Raw genomic sequence first — 16251 nt, 5'->3', positions numbered from 1 at the left:
AATGGCGCGCCGGCTGCGCCTCAGGTCGACATGCTGACATTGCCGTGCGCGGTCTCCATGGCCTGGGCCCATCCGGCCAGGGAGGCGCCACCCGGAAAGCCGGTGACGGTCGTGCCTTCGAAACGGAAGGTTGCCGAACCGCCGGCGAACTGGGTATGGCGGCCGGCGGTGACCGGCACGCCCCAGGTATCGGCCAGGCGCCGCATCAGGATGGGGCCCTTGCCGCCGCCGACCTCGCAGCCGAGCATCTGCACCGATCCGAACTGGACGAACCTGTCGGTGATCTTGGCGAGGCTGGCCTTCACCTGGTCGAAATTATCAACCGAAATGCCGGCCAGGTGCGGCGCGCCGTCGATCTCGCCGCCGGTGACGTTCTGCAGGCCCTTGTTGCCGTGGCCATGGAAGCGCAGCAGCATGACATTGCCGGCGCTCGCCTTGTTGGCGATCGCGTTCATCACCACGTCGACGCCGTTCGACATGCCGAAAACGATGATCGGGTCGAAACCCGCGGCACGCAGGTCCGCCGCCTCGAAGGCAATCAGCGACGGATCGGTTCCGTCGACCACATCGATCGTCTCGAAACGGCTCACCGCGGTGAAGGCACCCCAGGTGTTCTTGCCGATCTTGCCGTCCTGGGTCAGCCGGTGAAACTTCTGAAACTCCCTGACCGCGCCGGCGGTGCGCGGGCCGAAAATGCCGTCGGCCTTGATCACCGACTGCGGATTGTGCCGCCGCAACAGGATCTGCGACGTGGTGACCGAGGGAAAGCGGTCGCCCTGGAACAGCAAGGACATGGACGGCTCCTTGGCAGCGCGCGGGTGGCCCTCTGGCCGGGGGATCGGCCGAAAGAGGTCGCGGGCGGATTGCCGTCAGGGCTTACGTCAACCGGGGCCCAAGCGGATGTGCGGCGGCGCACAGCCCGGCCTCGGCGGACGGCCGCGCCATCGCGACCCAAGCCGAACCAATGCCGCATTGTCGGGCACGAGGCCCCTCCAGAAATTGCTACACTTGGGCCCGGCGACGGCGCTAACTCGACGGTCTGATGATTCACGGCATTGGGAGCGACGCCACGGCGGCGCTCGAGGCTGTCGACGCGCCGGCACCGGAGATCCGACATATGAACTATCTGATCGCCGCCGGCGTGTTCGTGGCCCTCACCGGCGCCTCGCTGCTCTGCCTTGCCTTCCACGAGCGGCTGCCCTCCGAACAGCGCGACGAGCGCACCCACGATGTCGTCAAGCTGGCGATCAACATCTTCGTGGTGATGACGTCCCTGGTGCTCGGGCTCCTGATCACCTCGGTGAAGCGCAATTTCGACTCGATCGACACCAACGTGCACAGCTTCGCCACCGAGATGATCCTGTTCGATCGGGCGCTGCGGTTTTACGGTCCGGAGGCGGCGGGAGCACGCCAGTTGCTCGGCAGCTATGTCGAGCGGGCGCTGCGCGGCACCTGGCCCGCGCAGGGCGAGCCGCTGATCGAAGACAAGGATGCCGAACGTGTCCTGGACGAGCTGGAGCAGCGCCTGCGCGCGATCAACCCGGCCGACACCCGCCATGTCGAATTGTGGAACGACGCGCTGCAACGGCTGCAGCGCATCGTGGCGCTGCGCTGGACCCTGATCGGCGAAGCCGGCGGGACGGTCTCGTCGTCGCTGCTGATCATGCTGGTGGCCTGGCTGACCCTGATCTTCGCCAGCCTGGGCTACAACGCGCCACGCAATCAGGTGGTCGTTGCGACGCTGCTCCTGTGCTCGGTCTGGATCGCCGGCTCCATCTATCTGATGATCGAAATGGATACGCCCTTCACCGGGACGATCCACGTCTCGCCGGCGCCACTGGAACGGGCGCTCGACTATGTCAGGCGGGGGTGAGGCTCGTCGAAGCCGAGATCGAGGCCGACGCAAACGCTCCATAGATAGCCAATCATCCGTCCGACCGGGAGCGCGAAGTCCCGGCCGAACCGCAGGTGGAAGGCGGCCCGGCGGATCGGGACGTCTGCATCCACGCGCGGTCTTGCGGTGCCGATGCGCGAAGCGCACGCTGGGACGTCTGATCCGGCACGTTCTGACCGCCGGCGGGATGAAAGCAAAGGAGGACGACCCATGCCCTTCTACTTGACCCGGTTCAGTTACACGCCAGCAACATGGGCGAAGCTCATCAAGAACCCCGAGGACCGCCGAGCGGCAGCCAAGACGTATATCGAAGCAGTCGGTGGAAAGGTGCACGGTTTCTGGTATGCCTTCGGCGATCACGACGCATACAACTTGTGGGAGGCGCCAGATAACGTCTCGATGGCAGCCACGGCGATCGCGATCAGCGCAGGCGGAGCGCTGAGCTCGTTCCAGACAACCGTCTTGCTGACCGTCGAGGAGACGCTCGCAGCCATGCAAAAGGCCTCGTCGATTCAATATCGGCCGCCCGGAGACAAAGGATAGCGGCGCGAGGTCGAGCGGCGCCACGGGATCGCCGAGATCCTGGCCGCTCGCGTGCCCTGACGGGCTAGAGATAGGCGATCATCCGCCCAGCCAGCAGCGTGGAGACCCAGGCGCCGAGCGAGATCAGGCCGTGCGGGCGGGTGCCCGCCAGGGCATGCCCGGACCACAGGTCCCGGCCGAAGCGCAGGTGGAAGGCCGCGAGGTTGACGATCGCGACCGCGATGAACGCCATCTTGGCGTAGAAGGCCGGGTTCTGGCCGAGCGCGCGCGCCTCGACGGCGAGCAGGATCAGCCCGGTCGGCACCTGCAGCAGGACGCCGATCACCGCCAGGGGAATGGCGACGCGTGCGGTCGACGCAATGGCGGCATCGCGTGCCGCGATCAGCTTGATGTCGAGCACGGCGATCGCGCCGACGAGCAAGGCGGCGCCCAGGACATGCAGCAGATTGGCAAGGGTGAACAGCCAGGCGGAATGGCGTGCGGCATGACCCAGCGCCGAAGCCTCGAGGCTGGTCAGCAGTTCGAGATACATGGCTGGACCTGTGGTTCGGTCAACGCAATTCGACGGTCTTGCCGTCGACGGTAATCCGTTCCGCGCGCATCTCGGTGGCGCTCCTGGTCGAGGGATAACCTTCGACACTGACCCTCACGCCCTTGCCGATCATGGCGGGCGTCAGCCCACGCGTCTGCATGCGGAAGGGCGGCGCCAGCACGATCTCCCAGGTGGCGTTGTCGTGCTTGAGATCGATGTGAACATGCGGGTTCGCCCATTCGAGGCGCTCGACACTGGCGGTGATGGTGAATTTCTTCGCCGCATCGTAGCTGCCCCAGCCATGATGGGCGAGCGCGCCGCCGGCGGCCAACAGAGCCGGAACCGATAGTGCGAAGACGATTGATCGACGCATGATGCCATTTCCTTCCGATGCAGAAGAAGGCCCTCGCCACAGCTTGGTCCGTTTGGTGTCGCGGTCAAGGGCCCATGGGCCGTCCAGACGCGGGCACCGATCGGCGGCGAGAGGCGATTGCGCTGCCACCAACGGTCACGACCGGCCCCGAGCGCCATGCGTTAACCGCATGTGAATTCGCCGACCCATTTCGGCTCAAACGGCTTTTCTCATCACCGGCAGTCCTGCTAACGTCATGGTGGCGATGCACGAAAGATGCACGCGTGTGGGGGATGCCGTTATGCGTTGCGGTTTGATGATCGCGCTCGTCGCGACGATGCTGGCTGGTTGTGTCTCGACCGACCGTGTGCGGTTCAATGCCGGCCAGGGACAGACCGCCATGCAGCGGGACGGACGGCCGGCCGTCTCATCCGTGCAACGAAACACCATTGCTATCTTGAGCCGCATGGGACGAGAAATCCCGCAAGGCGGCCGGGTCGGATATGTCCTGGCCGTCCATAATCGCTCCGGTGGCGCCGTCGACTTTTCCATCCAAGGGGTGGAAGCGGTTCAGACCATGCCCGGTCGTCCGCAGCACCGCATCGCCGTGATCCCCTTCGAACAGATGCTTCAGGAGGAGCGGAATCGGCAGATCGCGACCGCAATCCTTGTCGGTGTTGCGGCGGGAGCAAATGCGGCCGCAGCCGCCAATGCCGGGAACTGGCGTTCCAACACGACGATCTATACGCCGCGTGGCGTCTATTCGGGCACAACGGTCGGCTACAGCCCCGGTCTTGCCGCCGCTGCCTCGGCCAATGCCGCCGTGCAGAACCAGGCCATGATCGAAGGTGTTGTCGCCCAGGGCCAAGCCAATATGGCGTCGCTCGAGGGGACCTATATCAAGGACCACACGGTGATGCCGGGCGAGTGGTATGGCGGCAGGTTCGGCATCGAGCCGCCGGTTTCCGATGGGTCAACCGCGACCAAGACCTACCAGATCCAGGTGCGGCTGGGCGCGGATGTGCATGTCTTCGACATCGTGCAGGAGCCGGTTCCTCGCTGACCGATCCAGCGTCCGCTGGTTCTGACCAGGCCAGCATCCGGGCGGAACGGCGGCGGGCAGAAGGGCCGCGGGCGTCGGCCTCGCTCTCCTCAAAACCTTGCCCGCACGCCCAGCTCGAAGGTCCTTGGCCGCCCCAGGATCACGTAATTCGCATCGGTCGCCCAGGCGGCATAAACCGCGTCGGTGAGATTGTGGACGCGCAGCGTCACGTCGGCCGAGGCTGACACGCGGTAGGTTGCGAAGACATCGGCGATCAGCGCAGCCGGCAGCTTCACCGTATTGGCGTCGTCGGCGGCGATCGAGGAGCGGTAGCTCAGGCTGCCGCCGAGCGACCATTTCGGATCCGGGCTCCAGACCGCGCCGAGATTGGCCACCCAGCGCGGCACGTTGGGCGGACGGTTGCCGGCGAAATCGGCGCTGCCGGAGCGGAACTCGTCATAGCGCGCCTCGACCATGGCGAGATTGGCCGTCAGCCTGATCTCGTCGACCGGACGATAGCTGCCGCCGATCTCGAACCCTTGCGACGATTGCCGGCCGACCTGCACGGTATTGCCAGTCAGCGGATCGGTGGAGGGCACATTGGTCTTCTCGATCCGGTAGAGCGCGGCGGTCACCTCGCCCCGGCCATTCCAAAAGCCCTGCTTGAAGCCGATCTCGATTTGCCGCGCCTCGGTCAGGCTGAACGGCGTGTCGGTCGCGCCGAGCGTGAACAAAGCGAAGCGCGGTTCCACCGCCGTCGCGAAGGACGCGTAGAGCGAAGCTTGCGACCAGACATCCCAGACCGCGCCGACGCGATAGGTGAAGGGCTGGTAGTTGCGCGAATAGGTCTGGTTGGCCGGCTGGCGGTCATAATCGACGGCCAGCCAGTCGCTGCGGAAACCGGCGACCAGCTTGACACCGGGCAGCACCTCCACCCGCCCCTCGCCGAACACCGCGCCCTGGGTCAGGTTTGCCCGTACCGTCTGGTTGCGCGCAGTGCCGCGCGAAAAGAAATCGGTCGCCGGCGGATTGAAGGGGTCGACCAGTTGCAGCGAGGTCACCTCGCTGCGCGGGCTGGTCCAGCGCGTCTGGGCGAGCTCGACGCCGAAGGTCGCGGCAACCTCCAGGCCGGAGATGCGGCCGCGATAGGCGGCCTCGGCCCGGTTGCCGGTGAAGCGGTGGTCGTAACCGAGATTCTCCCAGGTCATGCGGCAGACCTGGTCGGTGCCGGTCCCATTGACCAGCGACTGGCCGCGAAACCGGCAGGTGCCGCCGGCCGGGATGGCGGCGAAACGATAGGCGTTGATCCAGTCGCGATTGGCCTGGTGGTTCCAGACCTGATGGCTCAGGCGCCAGCCATCGTCGGTCTCGTAGTCGAACCGGGCGCGCAGCCACAGCACGCTATCGTCGTAACGGTTGTTGGCGATCGTGTTGTAATTGACCCGCCGCAGCGCCGGGGCGATCGCGCCGCGCACCAGCGGCGTGCCCCAATAGGCATTGTCGATGCTCGAGCGCAGGTAATCGAAATCGATGGTCGCGGCGAAACGCTCGTTGACCTGCCAGCGCAGCGCGCCATTGATCTGGCCCTGGCGGATCCTGTTGTCGTCGACCTGGCCGAGGTCACGGGTGACGACTCCGTCGACGCGGTAGGCAAAGCTCTCGCCGATGACGCCGCCCTTGCCGAGGCCGAGGCGGACCCCGCCGGGCGTGCTGACCGAGGTGATCGCCTCGAACGGCTGGTCGACGGCCGAGGGCTGCTTGCGCACCAGGTTGATCGCGCCGCCCACAGCCCCCTCGCCGTAGAGCACGGAAGCCGGTCCGCGCAGCACCTCGATACGGTCGAAGACGAAGCTGTCGTAATTGCGCGCGCTGATCGTGGTCGACGACACCCGGATGCCGTCATAGAGCAGGGCGAACCCATTTTCGGTGAAGCCGCGCGCCGACATGATGCCGGCAGCGCCCGGCCGGATCGCGGCGGTGAAGCCGGTCAGGCCCTGCAGCGCCTCCACCCAGTTGCGGTTGCCGCGCTCCTGCATGGTCGCCTGGTTCACCGCCTCGACGCTGGCCGGAATGTCGCGGGCGGTGCCCGGCAGCCGCGAGCCCGTCGTGTTGGGCGCGGTCAGATCGGTCGGCGAGCGAACGCTGTCGCGCGACGGGCGGCCGGTCCGCTCGGATTCGACCACGATGGTGTCGAGTTGTGTTTCCGCACCCTGCCCCGCCGCGGGCGCCGTCATGAACAGCCCGGCGGCCAGGCAGAAGCCGCCGGCAAGCCGCGGCAGCGGCGAGGTGGACGAGACATCCGGCATCGGTCTTTCTCTTCAATTTATGTTATACTATAACGTTGCATATCGAGCCGATTTCAGGGAGTCAATCGAGGCCATGCAGAGATTTCAGAACCGGGATGGCGGGAGGATTTCGGCGCGCCGGCAGGCTGTGGGCGCGGTTCTGGCGCTCGCGTGCGCGATGGCCACGGCCCAGGCCGAAAGCACCGGCGCGGCAGGGCAAGGCAGCCGTGTCACCGCCCATCGCCTGCTGGCCTCGGACGGTGGCCAGGGCCGGTTGTGGGTCACCGATCTCGATACCGGCCGGCTGCTTTCGACCTTCCGCCTGGCCAGCCCGGCGCGGCTCGCACGCGGCGCTTCCGGCCGTTATGTCCATGCGCTGCAGGCCGAAGCCGCACGCATTGCGGTCATCGACAGCGGCATCACGCTCGACGATCACGGCGACCACGCCGATATCGCCATCACGCCGCCGCGGCTGCTTGCCGCCCGTCTCGACGGCCCGAAGCCCGCGCACTTCAATGCCGACAGCACGCAGGTCGCCGCCTTCTTCGACGGCAGTGGCAGCGCCCAGGTGATCGCCGAGGCCGATCTCGTCAGCGGCCGCATGGCCAGCCTCCGGCGCATCGAAACCGGCCTTGCCCATCACGGCGTCGCCAAGCCGGTCGGCCGGTTCATCGCGGTCTCGGTCGCCTCGGCCGGCGAGACCTTGCCGGTGGCGGTGGAGCTGCGCGACAGGCAAGGCCGGGCTTCGCAGCGCATCGCCTGCCCGCGCCTGCATGGCGAGGCCACCACCGTGCGCTTCACCGGCTTTGGCTGCGCCGACGGCATCGCGCTTTACGAAGTGGGCCGCGGCACGCCCGCCGCCCGCCACATCGCCTATGGGTCCGCGCTGCCGGCCGGCCGCATGGTGCGCAGCCTCTCGGGTGCCGCCGGTTTTGCCTTCTTCGCCGGCGATTTCGGCGCCGATGGCCTTGTCGTCATCGACCCGACCAAGGCCGATGGCGACATGCGCTTCATCCAGCTGCCCGGCCGGCGTGTGCATTTCGCACTGCATCCGGCAACCGGCGACCGGCTGTTCGTGCTCATCGAGGACGGCCGTGTGCTCACCATCAATCCGCTGACCGGCGCGACCACGCACGAACGTGCCGTGCTCGGGCGCGTCGCCCTTGATGGATCATCGCCCCGGCCACGCCTGACGGCCTCCGGGCCTTATCTCGCGATCTCCGATCCGGCCGCGCGGATGGTTGTCGTGCTCGACGCCGAGACACTGGCGGAGAAACGGCGGATCGCTTTCGACGGCGAACCGATCGACATTCTGGCGGTCGGCGGCAGCGGCCAGCGGCACTGAGGCGGAGAGCGACGACGAGGCGATGTCGCCACGGCGAAACGGTGGCCGTTTCAGCTTCCGGTTTCATCGCTTGTTACCATCGCCATGGTAGTTCCAATGCAGCGACTTGCACATGGCGCAGAACCAACCGTGTCATATCTCGTCAATCTGCTTTTCTCGTGGGCTATCGTTTTCGTCTTCGTCCTGGCTCCGACAAGCTTTGTCGGAGCACTGGTGGCGTGGCTGGTGCCTTCCCGCTGGCGGGCCCTGCCGGTCCTTGGCCTCGTGCTCCTCTGGCCCACGCACCTGGCGGTCAACTTCGGTGCCGACCCGAAGCTGGGACAGCCCCGCGACATCTTCCTCATGTGGCTGCCGCCCGTCCTGCTCGCGATGATGCTGGGCGTGTGGCTGGTCAATTGGATCCGGCGTTTGCCGAGATGATCCGGCGGCGTCGCGGTCGACGCCAGCGACCGGACGTGCAGGGGGCCGAGCGCGCCGTCGCGTCCCTGCGATGCGAATCCGGGGCTGCCAGCTCGCGCGCTCGGGCGTAGGGTCCCCCGTCGCCCTCCGGCGGCACCCGCCATCCCTGATGAGGATGCCGCGATGGCGGGACGACCCAGCAAGCTCTGTTCGACGTCATTCACCGGCTCTCCACCACTGGCCCGATCCAAGGGCTCCATCAGAAGGGTGCTGACCATGATTGCAGAACGAACCAGCCTCCAGGAAACGCCGCGCCTGCCCGGTTCGGCCCAGGAACCGGATGCCCCGGCCGCCTCGCGGCGCGCCCTGCTCCGCGCGGTCGCCGGTCTCGGCGCGGTCGCCGGTCTCGGCGCGGTCGCCGGTCTCGGCGCGGTCGCCGGTCTCGGCGCGGTCGCCGGTCTCGGCGCGGTCGCCCTTGGCGCCGGACCGGCCTTTGCCCAGGCTCCGGCCCCGGTGGCGCCGCCCAGCACCATCACCACGCCACCGCGCGATTTCAGCCCCGGCGGCGCGCCGACCACCTATTTCACCGATCCGGACATTCTCTCGGTCGACCCGGTATTCGACGGCTACGCCCAGCCGAACAGCGCCATCCAGCGGCTGTGGACCGGCGCGCTCTGGGCCGAGGGTCCGGCCTGGAATGCGCAAGGCCGCTATCTGGTCTGGAGCGACATTCCGAACAACCGGCAACTGCGCTGGCTCGAAGACGACGGCCATGTCAGCGTGATGCGCCAGCCTTCGAACAATTCGAACGGCAATTCCTTCGATTTCCAGGGCCGCCAGCTGTCCTGCGAACATCTGATGCGCCGCGTCGTGCGCTACGAGCTCGACGGCTCGGTCACCGTGCTGGCCGCAGCCTTCGACGGCAAGCGGCTGAATTCGCCCAACGACGTCGTCGCCCATCCCGACGGCAGCTATTGGTTCACCGATCCGCCTTATGGCGGCCAGCTCTACGAGGGCGCGCCGGATGCTCCGGGCGGTCCGAGCAATGCCAATCGCCGGCTCAACCCGAAGCTCGGCCAGCCGGCCGGCATCGGCGAATGGCGGCGCGAATTGCCGACCAATTGTTACCGCATCGATCCGAGCGGCCGGATCGACCTGGTCGTCACCGAAAGCCAAGTGCCCGACCCGAACGGGCTTTGCTTCTCGCCCGACTTCAAGAAGCTCTATGTCGCCTCGACCGGCAAGGGTCCCGGCGACCAGGGCCCCGGCGGCAAGGGCGACATCCATGTCTTTGATGTCGGCGCCGACAACAAGCTGTCGAACGGCAAGCAGTTCACCGACTGCATGGTGGACCGGGTGAAATGCGGGCCGGACGGGCTGCGCTGCGACGTCGACGGCAATCTCTGGGCCTCCAGCAATGCCGGCCGGTCGGTCGGCTATAGTGGTGTCACCGTGTGGAACCCCGAGGGCAAGCTGATCGGCCGCATCCGCCTGCCGGAGATCTGCGGCAATGTCTGTTTCGGCGGGCCGAAACGGAACCGGCTGTTCATGGCCGCGAGCCAGTCGATCTATGCGGTCTATGTGAACACCCAAGGTGCCGGCCCCGGCTGAGGCGGGCCGCACCAAGGCACCAGCCCTCTCCCGACGGGCTACGACATTCACACATCGTGGGTTGCGAGGAGGATGCGGCTCTGATTCCTTGATCCGCAGATAGCGGGAGGAAGCAGATGCAGGAGCATGGGCTGGGGCGGTTTGGCGACCGCCGGCTGGAAAAAGGGGGGTCTTTTTGCACCGCCGGCTGGTCGAGTGGGGTGGTCGTGGGATTCGGATTCGGCCGCTGGGCGGCAACCGGCGAGGCGAGATGCGCCTGACCCGTTTGCTGCGCAATCCGGCGGTGACGGTCGAAGAGATGGCGGCGACGGCGCAAGAGCGCACGGCGGAACGGTGTATCGGCCGGCCGGTGCTGGCGATCCAGGACACCACCAGCATCAAGTCGAGCGGCGGCGGTGGGCTTATGTTGCATGCGATGATCGCGGTGGATGCCGAGGACGGCGCCATCCTGGGGTTGGCGCATGCTCAATTCATGAGCCGCGACAAAGGCTTGCGTGGGGAGCGGAAATCCCGCCCATTGGCGGCGAAAGAGAGCCGGCGCTGGCTGGAAGGGGGCGAAGACGCGGCCAGGATCGGGGCGCTGGCTCGTAGCGTGACGGTGATCGCCGATCGCGAGGGCGATATCTTCGAGGCCTTTGCACGACGCCCGAAGGACATCGAGCTTCTGGTCAGGGCGGCCCAAGATCGCAGCCTCGGCGATGGCGGTCTGCTGTTTGCCACCGTGGATGCCTTGCCTGAGGCCGGCCGGACCCTGCTGGACCTGCCGGCCAAGCCCGGCCGCAAGGCGCGCCAGGCGCGACTGGCGGTCCGCTTCATGGCGGCGCAATTGGCACGTCCCAAGGCCGGCACACCAGGACTTGAGGCCCTGCCGGCGAGCGTCGGCATGACGCTGGTCGATATCCGCGAAGTCGATCCACCGGCGGGCGAGCCGGCGGTTCACTGGCGGCTCTTGATCTCGCGCGCGGTCCGCGACATCACCGAAGCCCTGGCGGTGGCCGAGCTCTACCGGCGTCGTTGGGCCATCGAGCAGTTGTTCCGCACCCTGAAGACCCAGGGCTACGACATCGAAGGCCTGCGCATCGCCGAGGATGTGCCCCGTCTCAAGCTGGTCATGGCAGCGCTGGTGGCCGCGGTCAGCGTCCAGCAACTCGTCCATGCTCGTGACGGCGCATCGCCTCAGACCCCGCTCAGGCCGCTCACCGATGCCTTCCAGCCGGAAGATCAGCCCTTGCTCGAGGCGCTCTCGGCCAAGCTGGAGGGCAAGACCCAGCGGCAGAAGAATCCACACCCCAAGGGCTCGCTCGCCTTTGCCGCCTGGGTTTGCGCAAGGCTCGGTGGCTGGACCGGATATTACGGCAAGCCTGGCCCGATGGTCATGCTACAGGGCTGGCTATCCTTCTACGATGCCAAGCAGGGATGGGACGCTCTCGCCCAGGCAAAAGATGTGTGAATCTAGTAGCCCGACGGGAGAGGGTATTTTTCGGAGCCCCCTCGTCGCTCGCGTCGCGTTGCACCACCCGCCGCCTCTGCTATCGTTCTCCCTCGATCTCCTGAGGGGAATGCCGCGTTCGTTCTCGCAAGCTGCGGGCTGACGAACCGGTCGGGCGGGGTGAGGCGCACATGAACATCGTCGGCTGGGGGGCACGAGCGGTCCGCGGTCTTTTTCGAGCGGTCGCGGCCGCGACTTTCATCACCGCCCTGACGGGCGCGCTGCCCGGCGCGACGCCGCGCAGCGCCGCGGCGGAAACGATATTGCGGGTGGCGCTGCATTCCGACCTGAAGATCATCGATCCGGTCTGGACCACCGCGCTGATCACCACCCACCATGGCTTCATGATCTACGACACGCTGTTCGCGGTCGACGAAAAGCTTGCCGTGCAGCCCCAGATGGTCGAGCGCTGGACCGTCAGCGACGACAAGCTGACCTTCACCTTCACCTTGCGCGACGGGTTGGAATGGCATGACGGCCAGCCGGTCACGGCCGAGGACTGCGTCGCCTCGATCCGCCGCTGGGGCGCCCGCGACGGTCTGGCGCAGAAGCTCATGGCCGTGACATCAGAGCTTCGCGCGGTCGATGCCAGGACCTTCATCCTGCGCCTGAAGGAACCCTATGGCCTGGTGCTGTCGACGCTCGGCAAGCCCTCGTCCAACGTGCTGTTCATCATGCCGAAACGGGTCGCCGAAACCGACCCCAACACGCAGATCTCTGACAGCACCGGGTCCGGCCCGTTCATCTTCGTGCGCGACGCCTGGAGGCCGGGCGAGCGGGCGGTCTATGTCCGCAACCCGCGCTACCGGCCCAGGGCCGAGCCACCGTCAGGCATGGCCGGCGCTAAGGTGGTGCACGTCGATCGCGTCGAGTGGATCTGGCTGCCCGACGCCCAGACCCAGGTGAACGCCCTGCTGCAGGGCGAGATCGACATGGTCGAGGCGCCGCCGCACGACCTCTTGCCGCTGATCGAGAAGGACCCCAACATCGCGATGGCGGTGCTCGCCCCAATGGGCCGGCAATATGCCTTCCGCTTCAACGTGCTGCACAAGCCCTTCGACGACCCGCGCATCCGCCAGGCGGTGGCCTATGCGTTCAACCAGCAGGATTTCCTGCAGGCGACCATTGGCGATCCCCGCTTCTTCCGCACCTGCCTGTCGCTCTACCCCTGCGGTTCGCCCTATGAGACGACGGCCGGTTTCGAGGACAAGCTGGAGAGCAATTTCGCCAGGGCCCGGGCGCTGCTGCAGGAGGCCGGCTATGACGGCACGCCTGTCGTCCTGATGCAGTCGACCGACGTCGCCTCGCTCGCCAATCTCGCGCCCGTCGCCAAGGCCCTGATGGAGCGGGCCGGCTTCAGGGTCGACATGCAGGCGATGGACTGGCAGACGCTGGTCTCGCGCCGGGTCAAGCGGGAGCCGCTGGCCGCTGGCGGCTGGAGCGCTTTCCTGACCTCCTGGGGTTCGATCGACGTGCTCGATCCGGTCTCCACCGCCTTCCTCAATGCAAGCTGCGAGCGGGCGACGTTCGGCTGGCCCTGCGATGCCGAGCTGGAGCGCCTGCGCGACGCCTTCGCACGCGAAACCGACCCGGAAGCGCGGAAGGCGCTGGCCGAGGCGGCGCAGCGGCGCGAGGCCGTCTATCCGACCCATATCCAGCTCGGCCAATATCTCCAGCCCTCGGCCTTCCGCCGCAACATCACCGGCGTCTTCCCGGCAGGCAATCTCGCCTTGTGGAACATCGAGAAGAAGTAGCGCCGCGAGGTTTGGACATGACCTGGTCGATCGTCGCCCATGATCCGGCGAGCGGCGCCTTTGCCGTCGCCGTGACGACCTGCTCCTTCGCGGTCGGGGCAAGCTGCCCGTTCGTGCGGGCCGGTGTCGGCGCGGTCGCGACGCAATCGATGACCAACCGCTATCTCGGTCCGGCCGTGCTCGACGGCCTGGCTGCCGGCCTGGCGCCGGCCGAGGCGATCGAGGCGGCGCTCGCGCGGGACGACGGACGCGGCTTGCGCCAGGTCCACGCGGTGGACGCGAGGGGTCGCAGCGCCGCCTGGACCGGACGCAACTGCGTGGAATGGTCGGGCGAACGAACCGGCGCCCATGTCTCGGTTGCCGGCAATATGCTGGCGGGCGGCAATGTCGTCGGCCGCACCTTCGAAACTTTCGCCGCGGGCGTTTCGCTCGCCCTGCCGGAACGGATGATGGTGGCGCTCCTGGCGGGCGAAGCCGCCGGCGGCGACCGGCGCGGCCGGCAATCGGCGGCGATGCAGCTCGTCACGACGGAAGATTTCCCCGATCTGAACATTCGCGTCGACGATCACGCCGACCCGCTCGGCGAACTTCAACGGCTCGTCGCGCTCTGGCGCAGCACCTGGCCGGCCCGGCAGGGCTGGTCGCCGACCAAGGCCAATCCGTCAGGCAATGCCGACATGGACGCGATCGAGGCCGGCTGGATCGCGCAAGGGTCGGATCTCCGGTTCCGGCGGTAGGGCGCGCGCCACTACCCTTCTGAGCAAGCGACCCGTGACGGTGCATGTCGTATCATCAGCCCATTGGCCAGAGTCCATCGGCGCTTGGCTCGTGGGCCCTAACCTTTCGGCATCGTTACGAAATCAGTGACGTCTCTCTGCTTATCCTCTGCCTGCCGCGAACACGTTCGGCGCGATGGCGCATGCCTATCGCCGCCTTCGTCGGCCCGGCAATTCGAAGATCGGTCTGGGGTCTGTCGTGCAAGACGTGCTTCTCAGCAAGGTTCGACGGATCGTTTCGGGCGATCTCTCGGTATTTGGCGGCCCGATGACCGACGAAGCGATCGCGGGGCAGTTGCGCGCGGAGCAACTGGCCGGCGTTCTTCGCCACACGCGCGGCATCATGATCGCCAATATCTGCAACGCGCTGATCTTCCTCGCGGCCCAATGGAGCGCGCCGGACCAAGGCCTTGCCCTGATCTGGGCCGCAATGGTCGTCGCCCTGGTGGCGCTGCTTCATGTCAGGCAACGCACCCGCCAGGGCCGCCCGAAACCCCGGACGGTTTCCGAACGGGCCATCCGGCGCGCCAGCCTTTATGCCCTGGCACTCGGCGGGCTGTGGGCGGCGGTGCCGCTCTTGTTCTTCAACAGCGCCGGCCACGGCGTGCAACTGGTCATTGCCTGCCTCTGCGCCGGCATGCTGGCCGGCGGCGCCTTCGGTCTCGGCGGCATCCCGATCGCCGCCGTCGCCTTCACCGCGCCGATCTTCATCGCCTCGGCGATCGCCATCGGCCGGTCCGGCGATGCCACCTACCTGCTGGTCGCGGCCTTGCTGGTCGTCTATGCCCTCGTGCTGCTGCGCACGGTCTTCGTCTATGCGATCGAAAACGCCGTCCGCCTGGTTGCCCAGTTCGATGCCGAGCAACGGATCCGTCGCGACCCGCTGACCCAGTTGCCCAATCGCGTCGGCTTCACCGAAAGCGTCGAGACGGCATTCGCGCGGCTGGCCAGCACCGGCGAGCCGTTCACCCTGCTCTGGCTCGACCTCGACAGCTTCAAGGCGATCAACGACCGGCTCGGGCACACGGTCGGCGACGAGATCCTGATCCAGGCGGCCGACCGGCTGCGCGCCTGTGCCGGCCCCCGGGATGCGCTGGCACGCCTTGGCGGCGACGAATTCGCCGTCATCGCAGCCGGCATTGGAGGCCTGGATGCGGGAGCCGCCGTCGCCCGCCGCGTGGTCGAGGCCTTCGCCAAGCCCTTCCATGTCGATGGCCAGGAGGTGCTCAGCACCGCCAGCATCGGCGTGGCGATCGCGCCCGGCGACGGCAGCGAGCCGCCGCACCTGCTGCGCAGCGCCGATATCGCACTCTATCACGCCAAGAGCGCGCGCGGCGGATCGTTCCGCTTCTTCGACGTCAGCGACCACGCCCTGGCACGCGAGCGCCGCGCGCTCCAGCATGACCTCGGCAACGCCCTGCACCGCGGCGAGTTTCGTCTGGTCTACCAGCCGATCCTCGCACTCAGCGACAATCGCATCGTCGGTTTCGAAGCCCTGCTCCGCTGGCAGCATCCGACCCGCGGCAGCGTGCCGCCCACCGCGTTCATTCCGGTCGCCGAATCCACCGGATTGATCCGCTCGATCGGCGAATGGGTGATCGAGGAGGCCTGCCGCACGGCCGCCGCCTGGCCGCAGCCGAGCCGGATATCGGTGAACGTCTCGGCGGTGCAGTTCCGCGAACCGGCGATCGCGGCGCAGATCATGGCGGCGATCGCGGCGAGCGGCCTTGCGCCCGAGCGGTTCGAAATCGAGGTCACCGAAACCGTGCTGCTGTCGGACGACGAGACCGCGCTTGAAATCCTCCGGACGCTGTCGGCCGGGGGGATCCGCGTTGCCCTCGACGATTTCGGCACCGGCTACTCGTCGCTGAGCTACCTGCGGAAGCTGCCGCTGCACCGGATCAAGATCGACCGCTCCTTCGTGCAGGACCTGAAAACCGACCTTCAAAGCGCGGCGATCGTCAAATCGGTGATCGGGCTGGCAACCGATCTCGGCATCGACACCACCGCCGAAGGCGTCGAGACGGCCGAACAACTCGGCTTCCTGCGCGCCCATGCCTGCGGCGAAGCGCAGGGCTACCTCATCGGCAGGCCGGTCGATGCCGCCGAGGCCATGGCGATATTGCGACGGCAACCGAAGCGTCCCGGCGCCGGGGCCGCCTCGGCTGCGGACAAGCCCTTGCCGAAAGCCCATTGCAGCTGAACGCCGCCCGCAGGCCGCCATCAAAT

14 protein-coding genes are annotated in these 16251 nt (G+C 67.2%); 10 read left to right on the top strand and 4 right to left on the bottom strand.

What is annotated here, in order from left to right:
* Positions 1-20: 20 nt before the first annotated feature.
* The gene (locus tag E8M01_RS25580) at positions 21-794 is read right to left on the bottom strand and encodes a peptidoglycan-binding domain-containing protein (protein ID WP_136962731.1); all 774 of its coding nucleotides are present in this window, start codon (positions 792-794) and stop codon (positions 21-23) included.
* 248 nt (positions 795-1042) lie between these two features.
* Between E8M01_RS25580 and E8M01_RS25575 the strand changes: the two genes are divergently transcribed.
* Entirely contained in the window at positions 1043-1873 is an 831-nt protein-coding gene (locus tag E8M01_RS25575) for a bestrophin-like domain (RefSeq protein WP_246088433.1), read from the top strand.
* 231 nt (positions 1874-2104) lie between these two features.
* Entirely contained in the window at positions 2105-2437 is a 333-nt protein-coding gene (locus E8M01_RS25570) for a GYD domain-containing protein (RefSeq protein WP_136962730.1), read from the top strand.
* 64 nt (positions 2438-2501) lie between these two features.
* Here E8M01_RS25570 and E8M01_RS25565 read toward each other — a convergent pair whose 3' ends face one another.
* The gene (locus E8M01_RS25565) at positions 2502-2969 is read right to left on the bottom strand and encodes a hypothetical protein (RefSeq protein ID WP_136962729.1); all 468 of its coding nucleotides are present in this window, start codon (positions 2967-2969) and stop codon (positions 2502-2504) included.
* Between the two features lie 19 nt (positions 2970-2988).
* Positions 2989-3342, bottom strand: a complete 354-nt coding sequence (locus tag E8M01_RS25560) for a DUF6152 family protein (protein ID WP_170182073.1) — start codon at positions 3340-3342, stop codon at positions 2989-2991.
* A 295-nt stretch (positions 3343-3637) separates the two neighbouring features.
* Here E8M01_RS25560 and E8M01_RS25555 point away from each other — a divergent pair, with 295 nt between their 5' ends.
* Complete coding sequence (locus E8M01_RS25555; RefSeq protein WP_136962728.1) at positions 3638-4384, top strand: hypothetical protein; 747 nt, start codon at positions 3638-3640, stop codon at positions 4382-4384.
* A gap of 89 nt (positions 4385-4473) precedes the next feature.
* Here E8M01_RS25555 and E8M01_RS25550 read toward each other — a convergent pair whose 3' ends face one another.
* Positions 4474-6669, bottom strand: a complete 2196-nt coding sequence (locus E8M01_RS25550; protein WP_136962727.1) for a TonB-dependent receptor — start codon at positions 6667-6669, stop codon at positions 4474-4476.
* Between the two features lie 157 nt (positions 6670-6826).
* On the opposite strand from E8M01_RS25550, the gene E8M01_RS25545 reads away from it, so the two are divergent.
* From E8M01_RS25545 to E8M01_RS25515, 7 genes are all read left to right on the top strand, one after another.
* Complete coding sequence (locus E8M01_RS25545; protein WP_136962726.1) at positions 6827-7993, top strand: hypothetical protein; 1167 nt, start codon at positions 6827-6829, stop codon at positions 7991-7993.
* A 129-nt stretch (positions 7994-8122) separates the two neighbouring features.
* Complete coding sequence (locus E8M01_RS25540) at positions 8123-8413, top strand: hypothetical protein (RefSeq protein WP_136962725.1); 291 nt, start codon at positions 8123-8125, stop codon at positions 8411-8413.
* A gap of 255 nt (positions 8414-8668) precedes the next feature.
* Entirely contained in the window at positions 8669-10003 is a 1335-nt protein-coding gene (locus E8M01_RS25535) for an SMP-30/gluconolactonase/LRE family protein (RefSeq protein ID WP_246088432.1), read from the top strand.
* Between the two features lie 250 nt (positions 10004-10253).
* On the top strand, positions 10254-11453 hold the full coding sequence (locus tag E8M01_RS25530) for an IS4 family transposase (protein WP_136958680.1): 1200 nt from the start codon (positions 10254-10256) through the stop codon (positions 11451-11453).
* A 170-nt stretch (positions 11454-11623) separates the two neighbouring features.
* On the top strand, positions 11624-13246 hold the full coding sequence (locus E8M01_RS25525; RefSeq protein ID WP_136962724.1) for an ABC transporter substrate-binding protein: 1623 nt from the start codon (positions 11624-11626) through the stop codon (positions 13244-13246).
* Between the two features lie 17 nt (positions 13247-13263).
* Positions 13264-13983, top strand: coding sequence for a DUF1028 domain-containing protein (locus E8M01_RS25520; protein ID WP_136962723.1), 720 nt, complete (start codon positions 13264-13266; stop codon positions 13981-13983).
* 307 nt (positions 13984-14290) lie between these two features.
* A complete protein-coding gene (locus E8M01_RS25515) occupies positions 14291-16225 on the top strand; it encodes a putative bifunctional diguanylate cyclase/phosphodiesterase (RefSeq protein WP_246088431.1) in 1935 nt (644 codons plus the stop codon).
* Positions 16226-16251 lie beyond the last annotated feature (26 nt).

It is taken from the genome of Phreatobacter stygius (assembly GCF_005144885.1).
Classification (GTDB): Bacteria; Pseudomonadota; Alphaproteobacteria; order Rhizobiales; family Phreatobacteraceae; genus Phreatobacter; species Phreatobacter stygius.
This window is presented reverse-complemented; position numbering and strand designations above follow the sequence as displayed.

What these genes read in the sequence shown, in the direction of transcription:
- E8M01_RS25555 (WP_136962728.1), top strand. Translation starts at nt 3,638, where the DNA reads ATGATCGCGCTCGTCGCGACGATGCTGGCTGGTTGTGTCTCGACCGAC.
- E8M01_RS25545 (WP_136962726.1), top strand. Translation starts at nt 6,827, where the DNA reads ATGGCCACGGCCCAGGCCGAAAGCACCGGCGCGGCAGGGCAAGGCAGC.
- E8M01_RS25570 (WP_136962730.1), top strand. Translation starts at nt 2,105, where the DNA reads ATGCCCTTCTACTTGACCCGGTTCAGTTACACGCCAGCAACATGGGCG.
- E8M01_RS25530 (WP_136958680.1), top strand. Translation starts at nt 10,254, where the DNA reads ATGCGCCTGACCCGTTTGCTGCGCAATCCGGCGGTGACGGTCGAAGAG.
- E8M01_RS25580 (WP_136962731.1), bottom strand. Translation starts at nt 794, where the DNA reads ATGTCCTTGCTGTTCCAGGGCGACCGCTTTCCCTCGGTCACCACGTCG.
- E8M01_RS25535 (WP_246088432.1), top strand. Translation starts at nt 8,669, where the DNA reads ATGATTGCAGAACGAACCAGCCTCCAGGAAACGCCGCGCCTGCCCGGT.
- E8M01_RS25520 (WP_136962723.1), top strand. Translation starts at nt 13,264, where the DNA reads ATGACCTGGTCGATCGTCGCCCATGATCCGGCGAGCGGCGCCTTTGCC.
- E8M01_RS25565 (WP_136962729.1), bottom strand. Translation starts at nt 2,969, where the DNA reads ATGTATCTCGAACTGCTGACCAGCCTCGAGGCTTCGGCGCTGGGTCAT.
- E8M01_RS25550 (WP_136962727.1), bottom strand. Translation starts at nt 6,669, where the DNA reads ATGCCGGATGTCTCGTCCACCTCGCCGCTGCCGCGGCTTGCCGGCGGC.
- E8M01_RS25525 (WP_136962724.1), top strand. Translation starts at nt 11,624, where the DNA reads ATGAACATCGTCGGCTGGGGGGCACGAGCGGTCCGCGGTCTTTTTCGA.
- E8M01_RS25575 (WP_246088433.1), top strand. Translation starts at nt 1,043, where the DNA reads ATGATTCACGGCATTGGGAGCGACGCCACGGCGGCGCTCGAGGCTGTC.
- E8M01_RS25515 (WP_246088431.1), top strand. Translation starts at nt 14,291, where the DNA reads ATGACCGACGAAGCGATCGCGGGGCAGTTGCGCGCGGAGCAACTGGCC.
- E8M01_RS25560 (WP_170182073.1), bottom strand. Translation starts at nt 3,342, where the DNA reads ATGCGTCGATCAATCGTCTTCGCACTATCGGTTCCGGCTCTGTTGGCC.